Here is a 21,720-nt window from a genome sequence, read left to right as displayed (position 1 = left end):
AGAAACTGAAAAAATGTTAGCAAGAGAAGCTAACTTATAAGCATTTTACGTTCTTTGAAAATCCTTCCTAAGTGGTATACTTTTCAAATCCATTCCGGTATACTTTTCATTTATTATATACAATTCTCAATTATAATACCATCTGCTTTATGGTACATCTTTTTAATTAGTTCATTATAGAAAAGGAAGCGTTCATCGCCAGATAATACAGCTAATCTCTTTTCACTCCAATGCTGGGGTAAAACAGAAATATTCAATCCGATAAAAGTACATTGTCTGTAAGCTGTATAACGAAGACAAACTTGACGTTTACCTTCTTTTGTAACATAGTTGTTACGGAGAATAATTTTTAGGGTTGCTTTCATGTTGCACATCGTTTTTTAGTCTAACAATTGTACAACAAAAGCTGAAAATCTATGAAATTTATCCTTTTAGTCCTTCCACCACAGAGGACGTAAGTCTTTGAAAAAGAGAAGGAATAGAATTTTTCTTTCTATTCCTTCAACATATCCAGAGGTTCCTGGCGGATTCGAACCGCCGTAGACGGTTTTGCAGACCGGTGCCTAACCACTCGGCCAAGGAACCATTTTGGGTTAGCGACTGCAAAGATATAATATTTTATTCAAGATACAAGATTTTTTGTGTGATTAATCGCAAATTCTACCTCCAAATATACTAAATATCTAACACTCAGTATCACTCTACAAGCGGATTTTTTATCATGGCGATGCTATCCGGCTTAATGGTATCTTGAGTCGGTTTAATATATTCCGACACCTCTACTTTCATCAAACCATGATGTACCATATCGAGCTCTTTCGCTGCAGCATATGATAAATCTATTATGCATTTCTTCCTAAAAGGCCCTCGGTCGATAACCTTGACAATTATTTCTTTATCATTCTTTAAACTCTTTACTTTCAATAGAGAGCCAAAAGGGTAAGTCCGATGAGCACAAACCATGCTGTCTTTTTTGTATATTTCGCCACTGGCTGTCTTCCTGTTATTAAATTTCTTGCCATAATAAGTTGCAAGCCCTACATTTTGAGCCTTCAGCCCAATAGCAACAAAAGATAGAAGTAAGATTATCCCAATTATTATTCTCATAAACAATTAATTTATATTTGTTCGGGTTTCAGTACGGTTCCAATGTTCTTTTTTCCATTTATCTTTATAACCATCGGATTTAGAAACTGAACATGTCGTATATAATCAGTTTCGAAGACCGCAGGTTGTTTATTCAGATAATCTTCATCAAACAATCCATCTTTAGATGTGAACGGATTGATAGAGAAATATCCAACGCCAAAAGATGTCAGGTTCTGAAAGAAATGAGTACCCTGACTTGGCTCTATTTTATAGTTATCCAAGGTAAGCTCAACTAACACCTGAGCATTCGATATTTGAGGCCATTTAACCGGAATACCTAGCCAAGAATCACTGCTTCCCCATCTTCCGGGACCTACCAGTATGTAGTTTTTCTCTTTCTCCAAAAATTCAGCATTCAGTTTATCAATCTCTGTCGCTATTTTTGTGTTGTTAGCTGCATTGAAATTCTTTGTTTTCACGTAGATAATATCATGCACATCACTTATAACTCCGTGGCCTAAAGCATTATTCGAGTGTAATATCTCATCCTCCGGTTTTATCCGAGACAAATCTTCAATCTGCAATTCTTTATTTTGTACTATTGGTCTTATTTGCAACAGATAAAATATCCCTTCTCCTTTTTCTTTCAGATCTACAGCAAATTCTATCTCTACAGCACGTCCCATTTCCGATTGTCCAATTTTTAAAACTTGCTGTAGAATTTCAGCAAGAGGGAAAACATTATGCTGTAAAACGTTTGCAAACGATATTATCTTTCGACCACTATCATAATATCCATCATATATAACCTGATCAACAGGGTCGTACGTCGATGATATATATTTTATAGAGCCATCTTTTTCTGCATCTTTTATATTTAGCTTCAAAAGGTTAAAACCATCATTCGTTGTAAATTCCTTTTGAATATTCTTTGTGTCCAAAGCGTAAAAAAAGCGTTGAGTATCTCTTAAGGCCAAATCTACGGAACTCAGCTGTACAATATTGTGTGGATGTGCTGGTGAGAAACGTAGATTCGAACCTCCTTCCACAATGTATTTACCCAAACCTAATACAATGTTGGCTATACCTTCTTCGGGTCGTTCGTTCCCTATAGGGTAAAAATTCAATGATCGTGCCACACCTGATATAGTTGGATAAAAATGATCTTCGTAATTAGTCCCTACAGCCTCTTGTATAACTATTGCCATTTTTTCCTGATCTATCAGGTTCTGTGTTGCAGTCATATAAGTTTTACTGTCTTTGTAAAAAACAGAAGCATACACTGCTTTTATAGCCTTACTCAGCAATCCGAGTGTATCATACTTGTCTTTCATCAAAGGAATCATGTAAGTTGAATATACTCCCGCAAAAGGCTGATAGTGCGAGTCTTCAAGCAGACTGGAAGAGCGTACGGCAATTGGAGCGTCTATTGCATCCAGAAAGACCATGAAATCTTCGATAAGGCGATCCGGTAAGCCCGCCCGAAAGAAGCATCTTAATATTTCATCATCCGACTTGTCTGATAATGCTATTGGATACAGGTCGTTGGTCTCCATGAACTCATCAAAGATGTCGGTGCATAATACTACTGTACGAGGAATCTTGACCGAAATCTTGTTATCCTCATTTAACTCTAAGTGTTCCTTTATTATATTATCAATAAAAGCAATACTACGTCCTTTGCCGCCTATAGAGCCGTCACCCATTCGGGCAAAGTTAGAAAATTCATCGAAGCGATCTTTGTCGAATGTGGCAACTATTCCCGAGTTCTTTACCTTACGATATTTTATTATCATATCGTATATAATCTGACGAGCCTCTTCCATACTGCTAAAATCTGTAACCGCAATACGCTTAAGCCATTCAGCCAAAGGGAACATGGCCCTGGAATAGAAGAAACGGGAAAAATGATCGTGTGAAAGGTGGTACTCTATCGATGCATCCGGAATATTGAATATGTTTTTCTGCATATCCTTCAGGTTGCGTATTCGCATAATCTCATTTCCGGTCTCAGGATCTATTATAATAAAATCTCCAAATCCGAAATTGTTGACCACCTGCTTTTTCAAATCCCGAGGAAAACTCTTAGAATTCTTATCAATAAAACTACAGCCTAACTCATCAGCATAAGCTTTGTTTTTAACTTCTGATGAGGTGAAAACTACCGGAGCAAATCGCCGTTGCTTCCGCATCCATTTTACAAAATTGTAGCCCGCTAACTTATCCTTTGTCCCGCCATGAGCATAACTCATATCGGTAATAACGCCTAAGATGTTGTTATAGTATTTCTTATAGATGTCAACAGCTTCTTCGAAGGTACGAGCCAGCATAATTTTAGGGCGTCCACGCATACGCAACATTTGCTGGTGTTCGTTCAAAGCCTCTTTCGAGAATTCTTTTGATGCCTCCATTACAATTTTGAACAGAGTGGGTAAGGCTGAAGAGTAAAACCGTACAGAATCTTCGATGAGGAGTATAACTTGTACACCTACACTCTCTGTGTCATGTTCTACATTCATACTATCTTCTATTAGCTTGATTATAGCCAATAAGAGATCGGGGTTGCCAAGCCAGCTAAACACGTAATCAACACCCGATAAGTCTTCCGACGATAGTCTTTTTGATACCTCTTTAGAGAAAGGCGTAAGTACAATGAATGGTGTTTCAGGATATAATTCTTTTATATGCTTTGCTGTAGAGAATATATCCGTATCATCCATATTTGGCATCTGAATTATCAGTTCATAATGATTTTCACTTATTTTCCGTATGGCCTCATCTTCTGAATATACCTGAGTAAAACGAGGCGGATAGTTTAGATTAAGTGATGTATATTCATTAAATATCTGTTCATCAATACGCCCATCATCCTCCAACATAAACGAATCGTATTTCGTTGCTATCAACAAGACATTAAAAATACGTTTAGTCATCAGATTGGCAAAAGATGTATCCTTGAATCGGAAAGCTTTTATATCGGGTAATTTCTCCATGTCATGGTTTTATCAATTAAGAGAACAAATATAATCAAGCAGCGCTTACTTTTTAGCGGTTTGCTTCAAAAGTTTACAATTCGGAGGTATATCTTCACAAAAGGTGACAAATGTTTTTATTTGTAAATGGTTGATATCTAGGTTATACTGTCGAAAAGGTGACAAAAGTAACACTTTTGATATTGTTTCATTAATTGTCTCATACCTTTTGTGCTTTTTATAAAATATTCTCATTATTCTTTGTGAACGTTCTCGCAATTGAATAATCCGGTGGTATATATATATAAGATAAAAACGCCAACCGGAAGTTGACGTTTTACGAATATTGAAATAGTTTATGTATTATGTGTTATGCCGGAGTATTTTGTTTATTAGCCTTTTCCTTTTGTGCATCTGCAAGTATCTGACGTCTTTCTTTTCTGAAATTTTCACGCAAATCAGATAGCTTTTGTTTTTGGGCAGCCGGAGCAATGCGGCTCATTTCTATAGCTTTCTTCTCTTTAATATAGTTTTCTTTTAAAGCATTTAATTTTTCCACACTGGCATTATCTAATTTTATGCCTTTTCTACTTCCATAAGTAGGAGTTTTGTCCTTTGAGAAATCTTTTCTGATATCTCTTAATTTGCTTTGTTGCTCAGGGGTATAGATTTTATTCAAATCTTCACGATGTTGTAGTGCTAGTTCTTTCGATTTGGTTCTGTAGTTTTCATTTATTGCTCTTATTTGTTGCTTTTGTTCATTCGTAAGGTTGAGGTCCTTCAAGTCCTTCTTGTATTGTATTGCTAATTCTCTTTGCTTGTCGTGCCTTTTGCCTCTCATACTCATTTCCTTCTCTCTTTTGCTTTGCAGTTCTTTAATTTTAGTCCTTCTATCTTCTTTCGAAATATTTGAATTACTTCTCAAATCCGATATTTTTGCTCTGAATTCATTATTAGCAGAATCCACTTTTTGTTGCTGTTCGGAAGTTAAGTTTAATTCCTGCGGTAAAGAAAATCCTCGTTTACTACGCCTTCCTTCTTGTGCACTAACTATTGTTAGCGAAGTAAAAGCCAATATAGCTAATGATAAAAATAATCTTTTCATAATCTTTCGATTTTTAATTGTTTCATGATACTTAGATGTATATAACTTCTTGAGGTTTAATATGAAATGTTATTTTAACTTTTTATTATATGTTTAGTAATGATTAATTTCTTCTTTCTTATTACTTCTACAGACCTATTCCCAAGGGTTTTGCCCTATGTAATTCCCGTTTGCGATCAGTGTGATATATAACATAATTTAATAATCAGTTAATAATGTGAAAACAATAATTATGCCCAGCGGTATTTTGATTAACTTGCATAAAATAGATAAGATAAATCAATAAACTGATATTTTATGACTTGGGATAGATTTGCGATTGCATCGAATGAAGAAAGAGGAGAGTTAGATAGTATTCAATATTTTGAGTCGGGCATAACAAAATATACATCAATAATTAGAGATAAAATATCAAAGTCAGCATCATTAAAAATTGATTTTTCTGACGAATGGTCACTCTTTGCGGGAACTTCGCTTGAAGATATTGATTATACCCAACCAATAGCAAAAGGGCAGGGGAGGGGTGTTCTTCCCTTGACTATATCAGACCCAACAAGGTACTACTTTGTGTTAGTCACAGCCAACGAAAAAGTTGTATTATCCGAGCAACATTTGCCAATGGCTGGAGGATATAATTTTAGAGATTTAGGAGGTTACAAAACACAAGACGGCCGTCGCGTGAAATGGGGTAAAATATTTCGCTCAGATGATCTTCATAATCTGAATGATGTAGACTTGGCTTATCTGGCTTCTATTCCTTTGGTTTCTATCGTAGATTTCAGGTCTGAAAAAGAAATGATGCAAGCTCCGGATAAAAATCCGGTTTCGGTAAAACAGAACTATCCCTTGTGTATAAGTCCCGGAAATCTTATGACTGTAGCAACTTCTAAAGATGATTTGTATAAACTTTCAGTAGATGAAGCGGACACCATGATGAAAGGAATGAATACTCTTTTGGTTACAGATTCAATATGTATAGACAGATACCGAAAATTGTTCAGCTTGCTTCAAAATGAAGAAAATGTTCCTCTTATGTTTCATTGCTCTGCCGGGAAAGACCGCACAGGTATGGCGGCAGCTCTTGTATTATCGTCTTTGGGTGTAGATGAAGAAACTATATTGGACGACTATTTGCTTTCTAATTTCTACTTAGCAGATAAATATGCCGAATATAAAAATGCCTCTCCGGCATTGAAGTCTTTATTTGAAGTCAAACCTGAATTTTTGAAATCAGGCTTAAATACGATTAAAAAAGAGCATAGTACAATAGATACGTTTTTGAAGAATATTCTAAATGTGGATATTGAAAAAATGCGTGAGTTGTATTTATTTTGATAAAAAGACGCTAGTCTAAAAGTCGATGTAGTCGGAGATGTTTCACTCCCTTGAACATAACGGAGAATATTGAAGTTACATTTAACTCACTTCTTTTTATTTAAATAGCTTTGTATTTGAATTCTTTGGCTAATACTCCATCATAGTATTGTTTAATAGGATAGTTGTCAGCATCGTACTCGTATGTAATGTCTTTAGTGTCAGTACCAAACCTCGAGTCTAGTGTAGTAGCCTCAATAGCATTGTTATGACCTAAAAAGTCGCTACACCATTTCATATTATTCATATGTAATGTCCAAAACCAGAGTGGTAAACCTTCTATGCTGGAAAAGATAGACTTTTTCGTGTCAAAAGAGTAATCAACCACTATATCTTCTTTACCCGAAATTGAGTGAACTGAATATTTTACAAGATTATTGTGATTGTCGTACGAGAACATTTCCCATAGATTCCCATCTTCAAATGTTGTTTTACTCAATCTATCTGAGTTATCTGTATAAATCTTATTATATTCTGTTATTTTACGGAGCTGTTTGCCGCTACTTTTAACTTCTTCGGTAATGTATTCGTTATTATCATACATAAATTTAGAATTGTTAATAGCTTCGCCTCTATCTCTGTTTATAAGGCATTCGGCTAGTTTCCCATTTTTGTCATATTTTAGAGTGAATTCCCGAAAAATAATCGGCCCTTTTTCTTCGATATATATTAATTGATTTTTTGAATTATATTTCAGACTAACAACTTCTTTCGATTGTATAGAATTTATCTCTATAATCAACTTTTTTGTTTGGGCATCGATGCTAAAATTCAGACAAAGTAAACTAAAGAGAACAAGGGCAAGAGTTTTTTTCATATATGTCAGATTCTAAAAATAATATATTATGAACGGTAGTTTTAAAAGTTTAGTATCGATTGTAAAACATTTATTTGTGTGATGATTCCTTTGAATGAAAAGACCAAAAAGAAATAGCCTGATTTTATAGTCAGGCTATTCTAATATTTGTCAATTCAGATCAATTAATCGTATTCATTCCATGCTTTAATTTCAAGCTCATCCACATTCATCTTACAAAATGCCTGTATAAAAGCTGATGCAAGGCGCGAGTTGGTAAGCAATGGTACATTAAAGTCTATCGCTGCACGACGGATTTTGTAACCATTGTCGAGCTCACTGGTGGTAAAATTCTTAGGAATATTTACGACTAGGTCGATTTGTTTGTTGTGTATCATTTCCAATGCATTTGGCTGTTGATTGTCATTTGGCCAAAATACCTGAGTTGCAGGAATTCCGTTTTCTACAAGGAATCGTTGTGAACCTCCGGTAGCATATAATTCATATCCTTTTTGGTGTAGAAGTTTTGCAGCTTGGAGCAACTCTACTTTCGATTTAGCCGGGCCGGTTGAGAACAATACAGTCTTTTTCGGAATCTTGTACCCTACAGACAGCATTGATTTAAGCATGGCATCGTAGAAGTTATCCCCGATACAACCTACTTCTCCGGTCGAAGCCATATCCACTCCCAATACAGGATCGGCCTTTTGCAGACGTGAGAAAGAGAACTGAGATGCTTTGATTCCCACATAGTCAAGATCGAAATCATTCTTGTTCGGTTTCTCCACTTTTTTGCCAAGCATGACTTGGGTAGCCAGTTCGATAAAGTTTATTTTCAAAACCTTAGAAACAAAAGGGAAGGAACGGGATGCTCGCAGGTTACATTCGATTACTTTAATCTCATTGTCTTTCGCTAAGAACTGCATGTTGAAAGGTCCTGATATCTGTAACTCTTCAGCTACCTTGCGGGCAACTTTCTTTATGCGTCTTACTGTTTCTATATATAGGCGTTGAGCAGGGAATTGTATTGTAGCATCTCCCGAGTGAACTCCGGCGAACTCTACGTGTTCTGAGATTGCATACATTATGATTTCACCTTTGTTGGCTACAGCATCTATCTCTATTTCCTTTGCATTTTCAACAAATTCGCTCACTACTACCGGATGTTTCTTCGAAACTTCGGCCGCCAATCCTAAGAAGTTTTCCAGTTCCTGATCGTTAGAACATACATTCATCGCTGCACCTGACAGTACATATGATGGACGGATCAGTACAGGATATCCAACTTCGTCAACAAAGCCTTTGATGTCTTGCAGAGATGTTAGTTCTTTCCAGCGAGGTTGATCTACACCTATGCGGTCGAGCATACTCGAGAACTTGTGGCGGTCTTCTGCATTATCGATGCTTTTAGCTGTAGTTCCCAATATGTTTACCTTAGCTGCGTCAAGGCGCATTGCAAGGTTGTTAGGTATCTGCCCACCCACCGAAAGTATTACTCCATGAGGATTTTCGAGTTCGATGATATCCATTACACGTTCAAATGTAAGTTCATCGAAGTATAGGCGGTCGCACATGTCATAGTCTGTAGAAACCGTTTCGGGATTATAGTTGATCATTACCGATCTATAACCTTCTTTACGGATACTTTGCAAGGCATTCACCGAACACCAGTCAAACTCAACCGAAGACCCGATGCGGTATGCACCTGAACCCAGAACTATCACAGATTTATGGTCTCCTAAGTATTTTACATCGTTTTCTCTACCATTATATGTGATATACAGGTAGTTTGTTTGAGCAGGATACTCTGCTGCCAATGTGTCTATTTGTTTGACACAAGGTACTATTCCGTTCTCTTTACGTATACGGCGCACATCGTGCTGAACTCTTTCTACAAGAGTTGGTTCTTTACATACAATCTTAGCTATCTGGAAATCAGAGAATCCCATCTTCTTTGATGTATGTAACAAGTCTAAAGGAAGAGACTGTACATCATCATATTTTTCAAGTTCTTTAGAACATTGATATATGTATTTCAGTTTTTGTAAGAACCAATTATCGATTTTAGTCAGGTCATGGATTTGATCTACAGTATATCCTCTTTTGAAGGCTTCTTCGATGCAGAATATACGTTTGTCTGTCGGGTTTTTGAGTGACTCATCTAGGTCATCCACTTCCAGAGGTTTGTTAGCCGCAAATCCGTGCATGCCGATATTGATCATACGAAGACCTTTTTGTATTGCTTCTTCGAATGTGCGTCCTATTGCCATTATCTCGCCTACAGACTTCATACTAGAGCCAATCTCCCTCGATACTCCATGGAACTTACCTAAATCCCAGCGAGGTATTTTTACCACAATGTAGTCGAGTGCAGGCTCGAAGAATGCACAAGTAGACTTTGTAACAGAGTTTTTCAATTCGAACAATCCATATCCCAAACCTAATTTTGCCGCAACAAAAGCCAAAGGGTATCCTGTAGCTTTAGATGCAAGAGCAGAAGAGCGGCTCAGACGTGCATTTACTTCGATTACCCTGTAATCTTCCGATTCTGTATCGAAGGCAAATTGTACGTTACATTCTCCAACGATGCCTATATGTTTTACGATGCGGATGGATAGTTCACGAAGCTTGTGAAACTCATCGTTCGTTAATGTTTGCGATGGTGCTACAACAATACTTTCTCCTGTATGGATTCCGAGCGGGTCGAAGTTTTCCATATTACAAACAGTCATACAGTTGCCATATTTGTCACGAACCACCTCGTATTCGATCTCTTTCCAACCTTTGAGCGATTTCTCAACAAGAATTTGAGAAGAGTAGGAGAATGCCTTTTCTGCAAGAGCCCGTAACTCTTGTTCATTGTCACAGAAGCCTGAACCTAATCCGCCTAAGGCATAAGCGGCACGGATGATGATTGGGTAACCTAAGTCTTTAGCTGCCTTTACTGCATCCTCAATTGTGCCAACGGCATGGCTCTTGATGGTTTTTACATCTATCTGATCTAGTTTCTTTACAAACAATTCACGGTCTTCAGTATCCATGATGGCCTGTACAGGCGTTCCGAGAACTCGTAAATTGTATTTTTCAAGAATTCCTTCCTGAAAAAGCTGTACTCCACAGTTGAGTGCTGTTTGTCCTCCAAAAGCTAACAGGATTCCATCTGGTTTTTCTTTTTTGATAACTTTCTCAACAAAGTATGGAGTAATAGGTAAGAAATATATTTTATCAGCACTCCCTTCCGAAGTTTGTACTGTTGCTATATTAGGGTTGATAAGTACAGTTTCAATTCCTTCCTCTTTCAGTGCTTTCAGAGCTTGTGAACCGGAGTAGTCGAATTCTCCGGCTTCTCCAATTTTTAATGCACCCGAACCAAGGACTAATACTTTTTTTACGTCTATATTTATATCCATTTAAGCTGCTTTTTTTATATAGTGGATTATAATTTTTCAATAAATAAATCGAAAATAAAGGCTGTATCTGTTGGGCCGCTACATGCTTCTGGGTGAAACTGTGCCGAAAAGAATGGTTTAGTCTTATGCTTGATACCTTCGTTTGTTCCATCATTCAGGTTGATAAATAAAGGCTCCCATTCTGCACTTAATGACGCATTCGCTACCGCATAGCCATGGTTTTGTGAAGTGATGAAGCATTGAGTCGAGTCAACCATCTTTACGGGTTGATTATGACTGCGATGTCCATATTTCAATTTATATATGGTTGCTCCGCCTGCTTTAGAAAGTAGCTGGTTGCCCATACATATTCCGCAGATCGGTTTGCTTCCTTCCATAGCCTTACGAATATTCTTTACAGTTTCTTCGCAAAAATCAGGGTTGCCGGGACCATTTGAGATAAACAATCCATCCCATTCCAACTGATTGAAGTCATAATCCCAAGGCACGCGTATTACTGTTACGTTTCTCTTTAGTAAGCTGCGTATGATATTATGCTTAACACCGCAGTCTACTAGAACTACCTTCTTCTCTCCGTTGCCGTATGTCAGCACTTCTTTGCAACTTGCAATTGCAACCTGGTTTTCGATATTCGGATCATAAAACTCAATTTCGTTTGCACCTTTGAAAACGATTTTTCCTTTCATCGAACCTTTTTCGCGGAGTATCTTTGTCAGCTCACGCGTATCAATGCCATAAATACCCGGTACGTCGTGCTCTTTTAACCAGTCTCCCAGACTTTTTTTAGCATTCCAGTGAGAGTATTCGTGCGAGTAATCAGAGACGATGAGTCCGCTTACTTGTACTTTTTCCGATTCGTAAAAATCGGAAATTCCGTCGGTAAGTGTATCATCGGGAACCCCGTAGTTACCAACAAGAGGAAATGTGACAACTAGTATCTGACCTAAATAAGAAGGGTCGGTAAGGCTTTCTGTATAGCCTACCATTGCAGTGCTAAATACAACTTCTCCGGCTTTTGCAGTTTCAGAGCCGAATGACTTTCCTTCGAAAATTGTTCCGTCATCAAGAATTAGTTGAACTGGTTTGTCTAAATGCATCGTTTGTTTATATAAATATGTGGTTAAATAAGCTATTTACAAAGATAAAAAAAAAGGAACGGGATATCTGTCATATCTGTTCCTTTTATTATAATAGTAAATATTGTATCTTTTTCTTTCTCATTATTTCAAATATTCTAAATATCTCAAGCGAATATCTGAGGTACAAAGTTAAGTATAAAAAATGAGATAAAGTGCCTTTTTGAAATTATAATTTTTCTTTTTTCATAAACTTGATCTATTTTAAATAAAAAAGTGGAGATAAATTACTTATCTCCACTTCTTAGCTATATAAATTGATTTATTTTAATTTAGCCAGAGTCTCTTTAACTCGTTTCATTGCTTCAATGATATTTTCATCAGATGTTGCATACGAGAAACGGATATAATTTGCAGCTTCGAAAGCAAGTCCGCCAACACATGCCACATGTCCTTCTTCTAAAAGGAACATGGCAAGATCGGCCGATGTTTTGATCGATCTTCCGTTGTATGATTTGCCAAGGTAATAGCTGCACTCAGGGAACAAATAGAAAGCTCCTTCGGGTTTGTTTACTTTAAAACCTTCTATTTCGGAAGCTAGTTTTACGATCAGGTCACGGCGACGTACAAAAGCCTGTCGCATATCTTCCACACACTGCTGTCCGCCTAGATATGCTGCCTCTGCTGCTTTCTGAGCAATAGAAGATGCTCCCGAAGTGTATTGACCTTGTAGCTTATTACAAGCTGCAGCGATCCACTGTGGGGCGGCCATCCATCCTAAGCGCCATCCGGTCATGGCATACGCTTTAGATACTCCGTTTATAATTACTACTCTTTCCCTGATATTTTCAAATTGGGCAATACTTTCGTGTTTGCCTGTATAGTTTATATGTTCATATATCTCGTCAGAGATTATGATTATATTAGGGTGTTTAGCCAATACATCAGCCAGACCTTTTAATTCTGCTTTGCTGTATATACTTCCTGTAGGATTAGAAGGAGAGCATAGTATTATAGCTCTTGTTTTAGGTGTAATTGCAGCTTCTAATTCAGCCGGAGTTATTTTAAAGTTTTGCTCTATACCTGTATGTATAACAATACTCTTACCTTCTGCAAGTTTTACCATTTCTATGTAGCTTACCCAGCATGGAGCAGGTATAATGACTTCGTCATCCGGATTAACAACACTTAGTACGGCATTGCAAACAGCTTGTTTGGCTCCGTTCGAACAAATAATTTGTTCAGGCTTATAACTCAATCCGTTTTCTGTCTCCAGTTTTTTACTTATTGCTTGTCGCAACGAAAGATATCCGGGAACAGGAGAATAAAATGAAAAATTATCATCAATAGCCTTTTTTGCAGCCGCCTTTATATGATCCGGTGTATAAAAGTCAGGCTCTCCAACACTTAGGTTGATCACATTGATTCCTTGAGCCTTCAATTCGTTGCTCTTTTGCGACATTGCTAAAGTTTCTGATACAGAAAGGTTCGCTATGCGTGCTGATACTTGTGTCATTTTCTATCGATTTTGATTATATGATATTCTTATTTCTATAATTACATAACAGATTAATCTACATTATGTAAGTCATGGCCCATACGTTCTTTTTTAGTATGCATATAAAACTCATTATACTGGTTAGGAGTAACTTCGATCGGTACATTTTCTACAACAGTAAGACCAAAGGATTCCAAACCTTTTCTTTTTACAGGATTATTTGTAAGTAAGCGCATTTTACATACATTCAGGTCGCGAAGAATTGCAGCACCAACGCCATAATCGCGCTCATCGGCACGATATCCCAAGTGTAGGTTGGCGTCTACTGTATCGTAACCTTCTTCCTGTAATTTGTATGCTTCCATTTTTGCCATCAGGCCAATGCCACGACCTTCCTGATTGAGGTAGATGACAACCCCTTTTCCTTCTTTTTGTATCATCTCCATCGATTTGTGAAGTTGCTCGCCACATTCGCAGCGTTTCGATCCAAAAATATCGCCAGTCATACAAGACGAGTGTACACGAACGAGTATCGGTTCATCTTTATCCCATGTTCCTTTTATAATGGCTACATGCTCTAATCCTGTTGCTTTTTGTTTGAAAGGAATTAGTTCAAAATCTCCATATGCAGTTGGCATTTTTACTTTAGCTCCTCTTTCTATAAGAGACTCTCTTCCGAGCCTGTATCGTATCAGGTCAGCAACAGATATAAGTTTGAGGTTGTATTCATCTGCCATCTTTCTCAGTTCAGGCAGACGAGCCATTTCACCATCTTCTTTTTTTATTTCAATCAATACTCCGGCAGGATATAGTCCGGCTAAACGCGCCAGGTCTACAGCTGCTTCGGTATGTCCAATACGGCTTAGAACACCTTTGTCTTTAGCACGTAATGGGAATATATGTCCCGGACGACCAAAGTCTTCCGGCTTAGTTTCTTTTTTTGTTAGAGCCAATATGGTTTGCGCCCTGTCGTATGCAGATATCCCTGTTGTAACACCGTTTTTCAATAGGTCTATTGATACAGTGAACGGAGTAGAATGCATAGAGGTATTGTTGGTCACCATCATTGGTAAATCCAGTTCGTCACAGCGTTCTGATGTCAGCGGAGCGCAAATCAAACCTCTGGCATGGGTCTCCATGAAGTTTATCTTTTCTGGAGTAATTGCTTCTGCTGCAATTATTAAATCGCCTTCGTTTTCACGATCTTCATCGTCTACTACAATAACGAAATTGCCTTTTTTAATTTCGTCAATTGCTTCTTCTACTGTGTCCAGTTTAATCTTATCCATTATTATATTATTTCCAGTCTGTTTTTGTCATTTAATTTTTATCATCTCACGTTCTATATTCTTCTTTAAATAAGGATAGAATCCCCAGATAAATATAAAAGAACCAACAATGATACCAAACATATTTTTTCTTGTCTTTTTGTCAATAGATCTGTAGAAGTCGAAGTAACAAATGAATGATTTTATGAAAAATACAGCATACGCTACTACTATCAAAGACGACATGATAAAGCTAAGCTTTATTATCACTGACAATATAGCGAATAGTATAATAGCCAAATAAATAAGCATGGCTATTTTCGCATTTTTCATAAATGCATTAAATATACTTTGAGATTCTACATAGTTTATCTTTTTTACCTTCACATCAAAGAAGCTGGCACCCTTATCTTTCAATACGCTTAATACGAGCTGTAAGGTGTCTTCGTCGTAACTATACTCTTTATGATTCTTCGCTATGTCCTTCAGATTCTCAACACTCATCTCTTGGATATACGCAATCTGATCGGGAGTTGCATTGAGAGAAGCAAGATCGGGAACAGTATTAATGTCAACCGATTGCTCTGTTTCATATATTGTCTTTTTCTTTAAGCCTAATATTTTTCGGAAGAAGTTTCCATAAGCTTCGGGATTGAATAGAGCAGAGTCGTTCATCGCCTTATATGTGAGAAATACGCCCAATGGGAAAAGGGCAAATGAGCTTAGCCACATACCTTGCCAAACCTCCCAAACTCCATCACGTGCCATTTTATAGCCGATGTTATCGATGATATAATAAACGATAAATAGAAGTACAGAGACAACTACCGGCATACCTAATCCTCCTTTTCGTATAATAGCCCCCAATGGTGCTCCGATAAAGAAGAAGATGAGACAGGCAAAAGATAATACGAATTTACGATGCCATTCAACTTTATGCATACGTATATTCTTTTGCATGTTCATTTTCTGCGTGGTCTCCATGATGTTGAACCTACTGCTTTCGGCTTCGTTTGCAGCAAAACCCACATACCTTGATATTTCATCATTGCTATATGTATTTAGCAATGAGTCAAAATCTATTGTATTTATAGATTTTTTCTTCAAAGGTTCATTCGCTTGCTCCTTATTCGGTAAAGCGGTTTCTCCTGTTTCCACCTTTTTGTATGCATCAGAATTGCGATACGTTAAATAGGTGTTTTTTCCTATTACCTGCCTGTCGTGTACGTTTACACTGTCAAGCGTGGAACTAAGAGAGTCTATGGAATTCCCTAATTGAAGAATGTTTTTTGATATTTGTGTTCCTTCCAGATTAGATTCATCCATTCTATCAAATCCGCTATTGAATGGAATAACTATTTTCTTTTCTTTAAAATTCTCTCTGCCGTATGTGAGAAACTGATTATTTTGGCGTGTTTCGTTTAATCCTGATTGTGTGAAGTTCGAGAATCTCTGTCCCGAATATAAGTTCAACAAAAGAAAGTCTTTGTTGGACGATATGCTCATAAGGGCGGAGTCGCAAACGAATACGGACATATTATCAAACCCCTCGGATGTATCATAGATCATTACATCTTTCAGCATTCGGGTTTCTTTTTCTTTTTTCTTTACGTAAAGGCTGTAATTTGTTATTCCACTATAAAATGATCCTTCAGGAATATCCAACTCCGGAGATTTTTGCCGTATGGATATCATTAATGAGCGGAGTTTTACTTGAATGCGTGGCATAGCTTCGTTTTGGAAGAAGAAGGCTCCCACAGCTACACACGAAATGAATATAATCAGAGGCTTCATCGTTTTTAAGAGTGAAACCCCGGATGCCTTTATTGCTAATAGTTCTAGTCGTTCTCCCAGATTACCAAAAGCCATAAGAGAGGCAAGTAACAAAGAGAGTGGCAGGGCAAGAGGGATAAGGCTGAGGATTGCATACATGAAAAGTTCGGCAAGCACTACGTTGTCAAGTCCTTTGCCGACAAGGTCTTCTACAAATTTCCATAGAAATTGCATCAAGACAATAAACAAACATATCCCGAAAGTCATCATGAAGACGGGGAAAAATGTCTGAAGAATGAATGTGTATAACCTCTTTATCCTTAGCATTAACAATTGACTAAATCAGGTACAAAAGTAGTAAAAAGAAGAATGTAAAGAGTAATATTGGAGTGAAAGATATTATTCTTAAATTTTATTAGGTAATTAGGCTTTGTATATGAGCTATTTCCGATATAATTATTAAATATTTTTGCAAATTTCGGCTGTGAGTATTGTTTTATAAGAAATAAACTTCTATTTTTGCACCCGCTAACAAGATGATGGCGGGATAGCTCAGATGGTTAGAGCGCATGATTCATAATCATGAGGTCCGGGGTTCAAGTCCCCGTCCCGCTACTTGAAAATGAGAGATTTACAAAATATCGTAAGTCTCTTTTGTTTTTGATGTACATACTATGTACATACTACTTTCCCCTATAAATCAGCAACTAAGAGAAAGAAAAACAAAGATGAAAAATAAGTCTTATTAGTTCTGATAATCGGAAAGATATAAATAAAACTGATAATTATTTATGTGCAGCAGGCAAATGTATATCTTATATACATACAAAATTGAGAAAAACGCAGTAAAATAAGCTTATCTTTTTGCTCTTCGTCATCTTTTATTTAGCTTTGAAATAATTAAATCAAAGCTGTATGAACAAACTAGCTTATATTAAATATTCCCAAAAAGAAGCCAATCAAAAGATATGGAGTTCTTTGATGAATAAATATGAGTTATTGAAAAAGAAAAACACACTCTTAGCCCACCTTTGGTTTCCATTAGCATGTATTCTCTTTGGCTTTGTAGCTATATTGAGTTGGATTAGTTTTCTTACGTTACTATTCAAAGATATTCAGTTTACTCCTCATTATATGAGAACTGTGATTGAATATAATAATATGAGCAAAGAAGAGGAAAAAGAATATCTTGACCAGCAGTTTTCGGAGTATAAGAATCGAGTATCTTATGGGAATCTATCCACAGAAAAACAAAGTCAAATAAATACAACATTCGATTTACTATTTAAAGTGAATATTAATAAGTTTGATAAAGTACCTGAACTGGAATTACAAGCACTACAACCTGAAATCATAATAAAAGACTTTAAATCTACCCTTAATGAAAAACAGATAGAAATTCTTGTAGAATGTATCAATAAAATAAAGGTATTAGATACTGTAATGACTATTGATATTGTACAGCAAATCCTATCCTGTACAACAAAACAGCCATTGAAGATTGCCAGTAAGAAAAACAAACTCCTTATCTATCTATTTAACGAATTAAATAAACGCTGCTATATAACAAACAGCTGGCAAGCGGTATGTGGCCAGAATAAGATATTCCTTACATCCGAAAAAGGGGTGTTTCTAAATCAGGACAATATCTCCAGTACTGTTAGTACAAACCAAGACTACCCGCCAAAAGATTCTCATATCATAGACAAGTATATCAAAGAACTGCAAGAACATTGAGAATACATTGAGACTTTTACCCTCTCAAACATAACTTCTTAAATATCAATTTACATTTGCCCCTGTCGACAAAAAACAGGGGTATGCGCAACCCCATTTATTAATGTTATAAATTCATATTGCTATGAATGAAAATTTAGAAATGAGGGTTTCCGCATTAGAGAAACATTTGTATGCTCTTAAAAAGATATTGTCTTTTGAAGAAGCAAGTAAGTTCCTTAACTTATCTAAGAGTTATTTATATCAACTCACATCAAAGGGTGTAATTCCGCATTATAAACCACAAGGTAAGATGATCTACTTTGAAAAAGAGCTATTGGAAGATTGGTTAAGGCAAAATCCTATCCGGACAAAACAAGAGTTGCAAAACGAAGCTGCTAATCGGATTATCTCATCCAAGAAGAAATAACTCTTTTTCGCTTGTCGGGAGGAGTGGTCTCCCCCCTTGCCGCTGGGCGATCCCCGACCGATGAGTTGTTGGTGTTCTGGTTTACTTGGTTCTGATGGTTTAGTCGGTATATCCACATAAGCCAAAGTCCTAAGTTTTGTGTATCAGTTCTTGAAGAATCCTGCTATTCCAATCGGATGCGAAGCCTTTATCGAAAGTGTGTGGCAAGGTTATGGAAATGTATACATTTCCTACCTTGCTCCGCCTTTGGCGGAGGGGAAAACCGCTCCCGTTGGTCGCAGTTTTGAAGAGAAGAAATAATTAAAATACAGTTGAAATTATGATAAAAGATTCATATAAAAATACAGCTAAAAGAAAGCTCAAAGATAAAGTTATCAGTGCCCGGTTTTCGGGTATTGAGTACATGGCTTTGAAGAAAAGGGCAAAAGATGCAGGGGTAAGCCTGAGTAAATTTGTCCGTTCAGTCTTACTGACTGGAAAAGTAGTCCAGCGTATCAGTAAATCCGATGCGGATATACTTCGTAAACTCTCGGGAGAAGCAAACAACTTGAATCAGTTGGCAAGGGTTGCCAATAGAGAAGGATTCAAGAATGTGGCTTCTGATGTGATTAACCTTCGGGGTATAATAGTCGGTATCATAAACCAACTCTCAAATGATTGGAAAAGTTATGAAAAGAGCAGCATTTAAAGGATGTGTCAATTATGTAATGAATAAGCAGGATGCTAAGCTAATTTCAGCCGATGGTGTATTGTTGGGGAATGTCAATAACATAGTCCAGAGTTTCAATGCTCAACGCCTCATAAAGCCTAATATTAAACATCCTGTCGGGCATATCTCGTTAAGTTATTCGCCTGATGATGAGAAGAGGTTGACAAATGGTGCTATGGTTACATTAGCCAAAGAATATATGGAAAATATGGGTATTAAAGACACTCAGTATATTTTAGTACGCCACTTTGACAACGGTAATCCCCACGTTCATTTGGTATATAACCGCATCGATAATAACGGCAAAGTTATCAGTGATAAAAACGACCGGTATAGGAATGAAGCGGTCTGTAAAAAGCTGAAAGATAAATACGGCTTGACCTATGGTAAAGGAAAGGATAAAGTAAAGCGACAAAAGCTGAGAGGTAAGGATAAAACCAAATATCAGGTTTACAATGCTGTAAAAGATGCTTTGTCTAAATCTACCAATTGGACTGACTTTGAAAAACTGTTGAAAGAAAAAGGAATTGTTCTTTCTTATAAGTGTAAAGGGCGAACAAATGAGATACAGGGTATTTCTTTTACTAAAGGAGAGGTAACATTTAAAGGCTCGGAAGTAGACCGCAGCTTCAGTTATTCGAAGATCAATACTAGATTGCAAGAGAACGCTCAAAATCAAAGGATGGTTGAACCTGTCAAGAATATATCAGAAGATAAGCCCCAGAATCTGGGTGCGAGCCTTCTGGGGTCATTGATTCATGGGATAAGCTCTTTATCCACATTTGAAGTTCATGGGGATAATTATGAAGACGAACAGTTTGCTAAAAGGATGCAGTATGAGCAAAATAAGAGGGATCGAAAACGAAAATTTAAAAACGGAATTTAATTATGAAAAATAATATAGATAACAATGAGGAGTTACAGATTGTAATGGAAGGTTTTGTTCAGACTATATCGGAAATTAGAGAGGATATTACTGTTATTAAGGAGAACACAAGTCCAAACAGTAATGATAATCCTACTGATTCGCCATTAACGGCAGACTTATTGAATAAGATAGCCGATACTGTTGACAATGCTAAAAAAGCGATTGATGAAGAGGATCTGAAAAAATTCATAAATATTATCATCAGTGTTACGACTCAGTTACAGGAAGAAGCTAATAAAGCTTCTGCCGAATTCCTGAACCAGAAGATTGCAGAGTTAAACGAACTTGTTAAAAAGCCGAGTATAGTGGAAAACAGATATTCGATTGATTTCAAGTCTAGTAAAACGTTTATTGCTCTTGTTATCTTAATCTTAGGTATTGGATGTTCATTGTATTACAATTATGACCAGTTACAGGAAAACAAGAGATTGAAGCATAATGATATTAAATACAGGTATATACAGATGAGAGGAGGTGTCTCTCAGGAGCATTTACTTTATTTGAACAAATCCTACGCTGAAAGATCTCAATACCGTGATAGTATACAGAGGAAAGTGATTGATTTTGAAGCTACAATCAGAAGGAAAGTGTATAATCAAACGATAAAGGAACAAAATGAGAAGGAGGAACAGCTGATTAATAAAAAGTTAGAAAAATTGACAAAATAGATTTGCCATAAGCAATGTAATTTGTAAATAAAGGGTGTGTCTTTTAACTTAGTTTTGACAGAGTCCATAATATTGTGTAAATGAAAACTACAGGTTTCAACCTGTAGTTTTCATTTACACAATATTTCGGATAGTCCTTTTTTTGTCACCCCTCTTTATTCATTTTATAGGAAAATGTTAGGACTTGTTTTATTTTAGTTTTAGGCCCAATTGCTAAAAAAATAATGAATAGCATAAGCTTCTTTTACGCATTCCTCGAATTCTTTATTTCTAACACCATATCTAAATTCTTCTGCCTCATTACCTGTAAAAGGCGATACATAGACCGCCGGTATGAGATAGACATCTTCCTTTTCTTGATCTGTTAATGTATCATAGAGACGAATTAAGGCGTATGGACCAGTAGTATTAAATACAGCCATGCTTTTAGAAGCATATTTAGCGTCAGTCAAAAGAGTTCTAGAAAATACATATTTTACTATTCTTTCCATAAACGGATGCTCTGGAGTGCTAAGCATTAATGCATTGTTGAAGATGCGAAAATGGTTAGATATAAAATCTTTTTCTAAAGAGAAACAACACGTTTTGTCTTTAAGGAGAGTGTTCATCGGTTTTATAGACTCATAATCAAAATCTACATACATCCCTCCAATTTTATTTAGAATAAGGTAACGTATAGCATCCCATCGTTGTATATCATATTGGTATTTATTATATACGTACCAATATTGAGGATAATATTTTTTCACAAAATCATTCATGCGTTTATTATCCCAGAATTCGTATTTCCAATCTGGATAATCACGTTTCCATGTATCTCCTAATCGTTTAAAATTTTCTGGCAAAGGATCACTTATTCCTGACCAGATTTGATGAATAACTTGAGGTACTTTCATGATATTTTAATT

Annotated in this window: 18 protein-coding genes and 2 tRNA genes; 8 read left to right on the top strand and 12 right to left on the bottom strand. The window is 36.6% G+C overall.

The features are described from left to right. Window positions 1-113: 113 nt before the first annotated feature. The 5 genes from QOX35_RS14675 to QOX35_RS14655 form a co-directional block, all read right to left on the bottom strand. Entirely contained in the window at window positions 114-365 is a 252-nt protein-coding gene (locus QOX35_RS14675; protein ID WP_283687555.1) for an Arm DNA-binding domain-containing protein, read from the bottom strand. Window positions 366-514: 149 nt separating this feature from the next. Continuing rightward, a tRNA-Cys gene (locus QOX35_RS14670) sits at window positions 515-585 on the bottom strand. Window positions 586-696: 111 nt separating this feature from the next. Further along, window positions 697-1,107, bottom strand: coding sequence for a septal ring lytic transglycosylase RlpA family protein (locus QOX35_RS14665; protein WP_283687554.1), 411 nt, complete (start codon window positions 1,105-1,107; stop codon window positions 697-699). 11 nt (window positions 1,108-1,118) lie between these two features. Beyond that, window positions 1,119-4,082, bottom strand: coding sequence for a PEP/pyruvate-binding domain-containing protein (locus QOX35_RS14660; protein ID WP_283687553.1), 2,964 nt, complete (start codon window positions 4,080-4,082; stop codon window positions 1,119-1,121). 349 nt (window positions 4,083-4,431) lie between these two features. Beyond that, a complete protein-coding gene (locus QOX35_RS14655; RefSeq protein ID WP_283687552.1) occupies window positions 4,432-5,166 on the bottom strand; it encodes a hypothetical protein in 735 nt (244 codons plus the stop codon). Window positions 5,167-5,463: 297 nt separating this feature from the next. On the opposite strand from QOX35_RS14655, the gene QOX35_RS14650 reads away from it, so the two are divergent. Further along, window positions 5,464-6,501, top strand: coding sequence for a tyrosine-protein phosphatase (locus QOX35_RS14650; protein ID WP_283687551.1), 1,038 nt, complete (start codon window positions 5,464-5,466; stop codon window positions 6,499-6,501). Between the two features lie 100 nt (window positions 6,502-6,601). Here the strand turns inward: QOX35_RS14650 and QOX35_RS14645 are convergent, their stop codons facing one another. The 6 genes from QOX35_RS14645 to QOX35_RS14620 all read right to left on the bottom strand — a co-directional run bounded on the left by QOX35_RS14645 (window position 6,602) and on the right by QOX35_RS14620 (window position 16,631). Then, the gene (locus QOX35_RS14645; RefSeq protein ID WP_283687550.1) at window positions 6,602-7,357 is read right to left on the bottom strand and encodes a hypothetical protein; all 756 of its coding nucleotides are present in this window, start codon (window positions 7,355-7,357) and stop codon (window positions 6,602-6,604) included. A 164-nt stretch (window positions 7,358-7,521) separates the two neighbouring features. Beyond that, entirely contained in the window at window positions 7,522-10,746 is a 3,225-nt protein-coding gene (gene carB, locus QOX35_RS14640) for a carbamoyl-phosphate synthase (glutamine-hydrolyzing) large subunit (protein ID WP_135105891.1), read from the bottom strand. 26 nt (window positions 10,747-10,772) lie between these two features. Further along, window positions 10,773-11,843: a glutamine-hydrolyzing carbamoyl-phosphate synthase small subunit gene (carA, locus tag QOX35_RS14635; protein WP_135105893.1), complete on the bottom strand. Its 1,071-nt coding sequence runs from the start codon at window positions 11,841-11,843 to the stop codon at window positions 10,773-10,775. A gap of 301 nt (window positions 11,844-12,144) precedes the next feature. After that, window positions 12,145-13,338, bottom strand: coding sequence for a pyridoxal phosphate-dependent aminotransferase (locus QOX35_RS14630; protein ID WP_252639370.1), 1,194 nt, complete (start codon window positions 13,336-13,338; stop codon window positions 12,145-12,147). 53 nt (window positions 13,339-13,391) lie between these two features. Continuing rightward, the gene (locus QOX35_RS14625) at window positions 13,392-14,609 is read right to left on the bottom strand and encodes a bifunctional 3,4-dihydroxy-2-butanone-4-phosphate synthase/GTP cyclohydrolase II (RefSeq protein WP_135105898.1); all 1,218 of its coding nucleotides are present in this window, start codon (window positions 14,607-14,609) and stop codon (window positions 13,392-13,394) included. Between the two features lie 27 nt (window positions 14,610-14,636). Then, window positions 14,637-16,631, bottom strand: a complete 1,995-nt coding sequence (locus QOX35_RS14620; protein WP_502846772.1) for an LptF/LptG family permease — start codon at window positions 16,629-16,631, stop codon at window positions 14,637-14,639. 271 nt (window positions 16,632-16,902) lie between these two features. Between QOX35_RS14620 and QOX35_RS14615 the strand changes: the two genes are divergently transcribed. The 7 genes from QOX35_RS14615 to QOX35_RS14585 all read left to right on the top strand — a co-directional run bounded on the left by QOX35_RS14615 (window position 16,903) and on the right by QOX35_RS14585 (window position 20,812). Next, window positions 16,903-16,976, top strand: a tRNA-Met gene (locus QOX35_RS14615). Between the two features lie 300 nt (window positions 16,977-17,276). Then, window positions 17,277-18,098: a hypothetical protein gene (locus tag QOX35_RS14610; protein WP_283687548.1), complete on the top strand. Its 822-nt coding sequence runs from the start codon at window positions 17,277-17,279 to the stop codon at window positions 18,096-18,098. Between the two features lie 124 nt (window positions 18,099-18,222). Further along, window positions 18,223-18,507: a helix-turn-helix domain-containing protein gene (locus QOX35_RS14605; protein WP_135105904.1), complete on the top strand. Its 285-nt coding sequence runs from the start codon at window positions 18,223-18,225 to the stop codon at window positions 18,505-18,507. Window positions 18,508-18,645: 138 nt separating this feature from the next. Next, window positions 18,646-18,807 carry a hypothetical protein gene (locus QOX35_RS14600; protein ID WP_283687547.1) on the top strand — a complete coding sequence of 54 codons (162 nt, stop codon included), beginning with the start codon at window positions 18,646-18,648 and terminating at the stop codon, window positions 18,805-18,807. Between the two features lie 19 nt (window positions 18,808-18,826). Further along, window positions 18,827-19,195 carry a plasmid mobilization protein gene (locus tag QOX35_RS14595; RefSeq protein ID WP_135105906.1) on the top strand — a complete coding sequence of 123 codons (369 nt, stop codon included), beginning with the start codon at window positions 18,827-18,829 and terminating at the stop codon, window positions 19,193-19,195. Then, complete coding sequence (locus tag QOX35_RS14590; RefSeq protein ID WP_283687546.1) at window positions 19,161-20,102, top strand: relaxase/mobilization nuclease domain-containing protein; 942 nt, start codon at window positions 19,161-19,163, stop codon at window positions 20,100-20,102. Before QOX35_RS14595 ends, QOX35_RS14590 begins: the two co-directional genes overlap by 35 nt. 2 nt (window positions 20,103-20,104) lie before the next feature. Continuing rightward, on the top strand, window positions 20,105-20,812 hold the full coding sequence (locus QOX35_RS14585) for a hypothetical protein (protein WP_283687545.1): 708 nt from the start codon (window positions 20,105-20,107) through the stop codon (window positions 20,810-20,812). Between the two features lie 200 nt (window positions 20,813-21,012). Here the strand turns inward: QOX35_RS14585 and QOX35_RS14580 are convergent, their stop codons facing one another. Continuing rightward, the gene (locus tag QOX35_RS14580) at window positions 21,013-21,708 is read right to left on the bottom strand and encodes a glycosyltransferase family 32 protein (RefSeq protein WP_283687544.1); all 696 of its coding nucleotides are present in this window, start codon (window positions 21,706-21,708) and stop codon (window positions 21,013-21,015) included. Window positions 21,709-21,720: the final 12 nt, after the last annotated feature.

It is taken from the genome of Dysgonomonas sp. Marseille-Q5470 (assembly GCF_951230145.1).
Taxonomy (GTDB): Bacteria; Bacteroidota; Bacteroidia; order Bacteroidales; family Dysgonomonadaceae; genus Dysgonomonas.
The sequence above is the reverse complement of the archived record's forward strand: the minus strand, read 5'-3'. Positions and strand labels throughout refer to the sequence as shown.

What these genes read in the sequence shown, in the direction of transcription:
- QOX35_RS14675 (WP_283687555.1), bottom strand. Translation starts at nt 365, where the DNA reads ATGAAAGCAACCCTAAAAATTATTCTCCGTAACAACTATGTTACAAAA.
- QOX35_RS14665 (WP_283687554.1), bottom strand. Translation starts at nt 1,107, where the DNA reads ATGAGAATAATAATTGGGATAATCTTACTTCTATCTTTTGTTGCTATT.
- QOX35_RS14660 (WP_283687553.1), bottom strand. Translation starts at nt 4,082, where the DNA reads ATGGAGAAATTACCCGATATAAAAGCTTTCCGATTCAAGGATACATCT.
- QOX35_RS14655 (WP_283687552.1), bottom strand. Translation starts at nt 5,166, where the DNA reads ATGAAAAGATTATTTTTATCATTAGCTATATTGGCTTTTACTTCGCTA.
- QOX35_RS14650 (WP_283687551.1), top strand. Translation starts at nt 5,464, where the DNA reads ATGACTTGGGATAGATTTGCGATTGCATCGAATGAAGAAAGAGGAGAG.
- QOX35_RS14645 (WP_283687550.1), bottom strand. Translation starts at nt 7,357, where the DNA reads ATGAAAAAAACTCTTGCCCTTGTTCTCTTTAGTTTACTTTGTCTGAAT.
- carB (WP_135105891.1), bottom strand. Translation starts at nt 10,746, where the DNA reads ATGGATATAAATATAGACGTAAAAAAAGTATTAGTCCTTGGTTCGGGT.
- carA (WP_135105893.1), bottom strand. Translation starts at nt 11,843, where the DNA reads ATGCATTTAGACAAACCAGTTCAACTAATTCTTGATGACGGAACAATT.
- QOX35_RS14630 (WP_252639370.1), bottom strand. Translation starts at nt 13,338, where the DNA reads ATGACACAAGTATCAGCACGCATAGCGAACCTTTCTGTATCAGAAACT.
- QOX35_RS14625 (WP_135105898.1), bottom strand. Translation starts at nt 14,609, where the DNA reads ATGGATAAGATTAAACTGGACACAGTAGAAGAAGCAATTGACGAAATT.
- QOX35_RS14620 (WP_502846772.1), bottom strand. Translation starts at nt 16,631, where the DNA reads ATGATGACTTTCGGGATATGTTTGTTTATTGTCTTGATGCAATTTCTA.
- QOX35_RS14610 (WP_283687548.1), top strand. Translation starts at nt 17,277, where the DNA reads ATGAACAAACTAGCTTATATTAAATATTCCCAAAAAGAAGCCAATCAA.
- QOX35_RS14605 (WP_135105904.1), top strand. Translation starts at nt 18,223, where the DNA reads ATGAATGAAAATTTAGAAATGAGGGTTTCCGCATTAGAGAAACATTTG.
- QOX35_RS14595 (WP_135105906.1), top strand. Translation starts at nt 18,827, where the DNA reads ATGATAAAAGATTCATATAAAAATACAGCTAAAAGAAAGCTCAAAGAT.
- QOX35_RS14590 (WP_283687546.1), top strand. Translation starts at nt 19,161, where the DNA reads ATGATTGGAAAAGTTATGAAAAGAGCAGCATTTAAAGGATGTGTCAAT.
- QOX35_RS14585 (WP_283687545.1), top strand. Translation starts at nt 20,105, where the DNA reads ATGAAAAATAATATAGATAACAATGAGGAGTTACAGATTGTAATGGAA.
- QOX35_RS14580 (WP_283687544.1), bottom strand. Translation starts at nt 21,708, where the DNA reads ATGAAAGTACCTCAAGTTATTCATCAAATCTGGTCAGGAATAAGTGAT.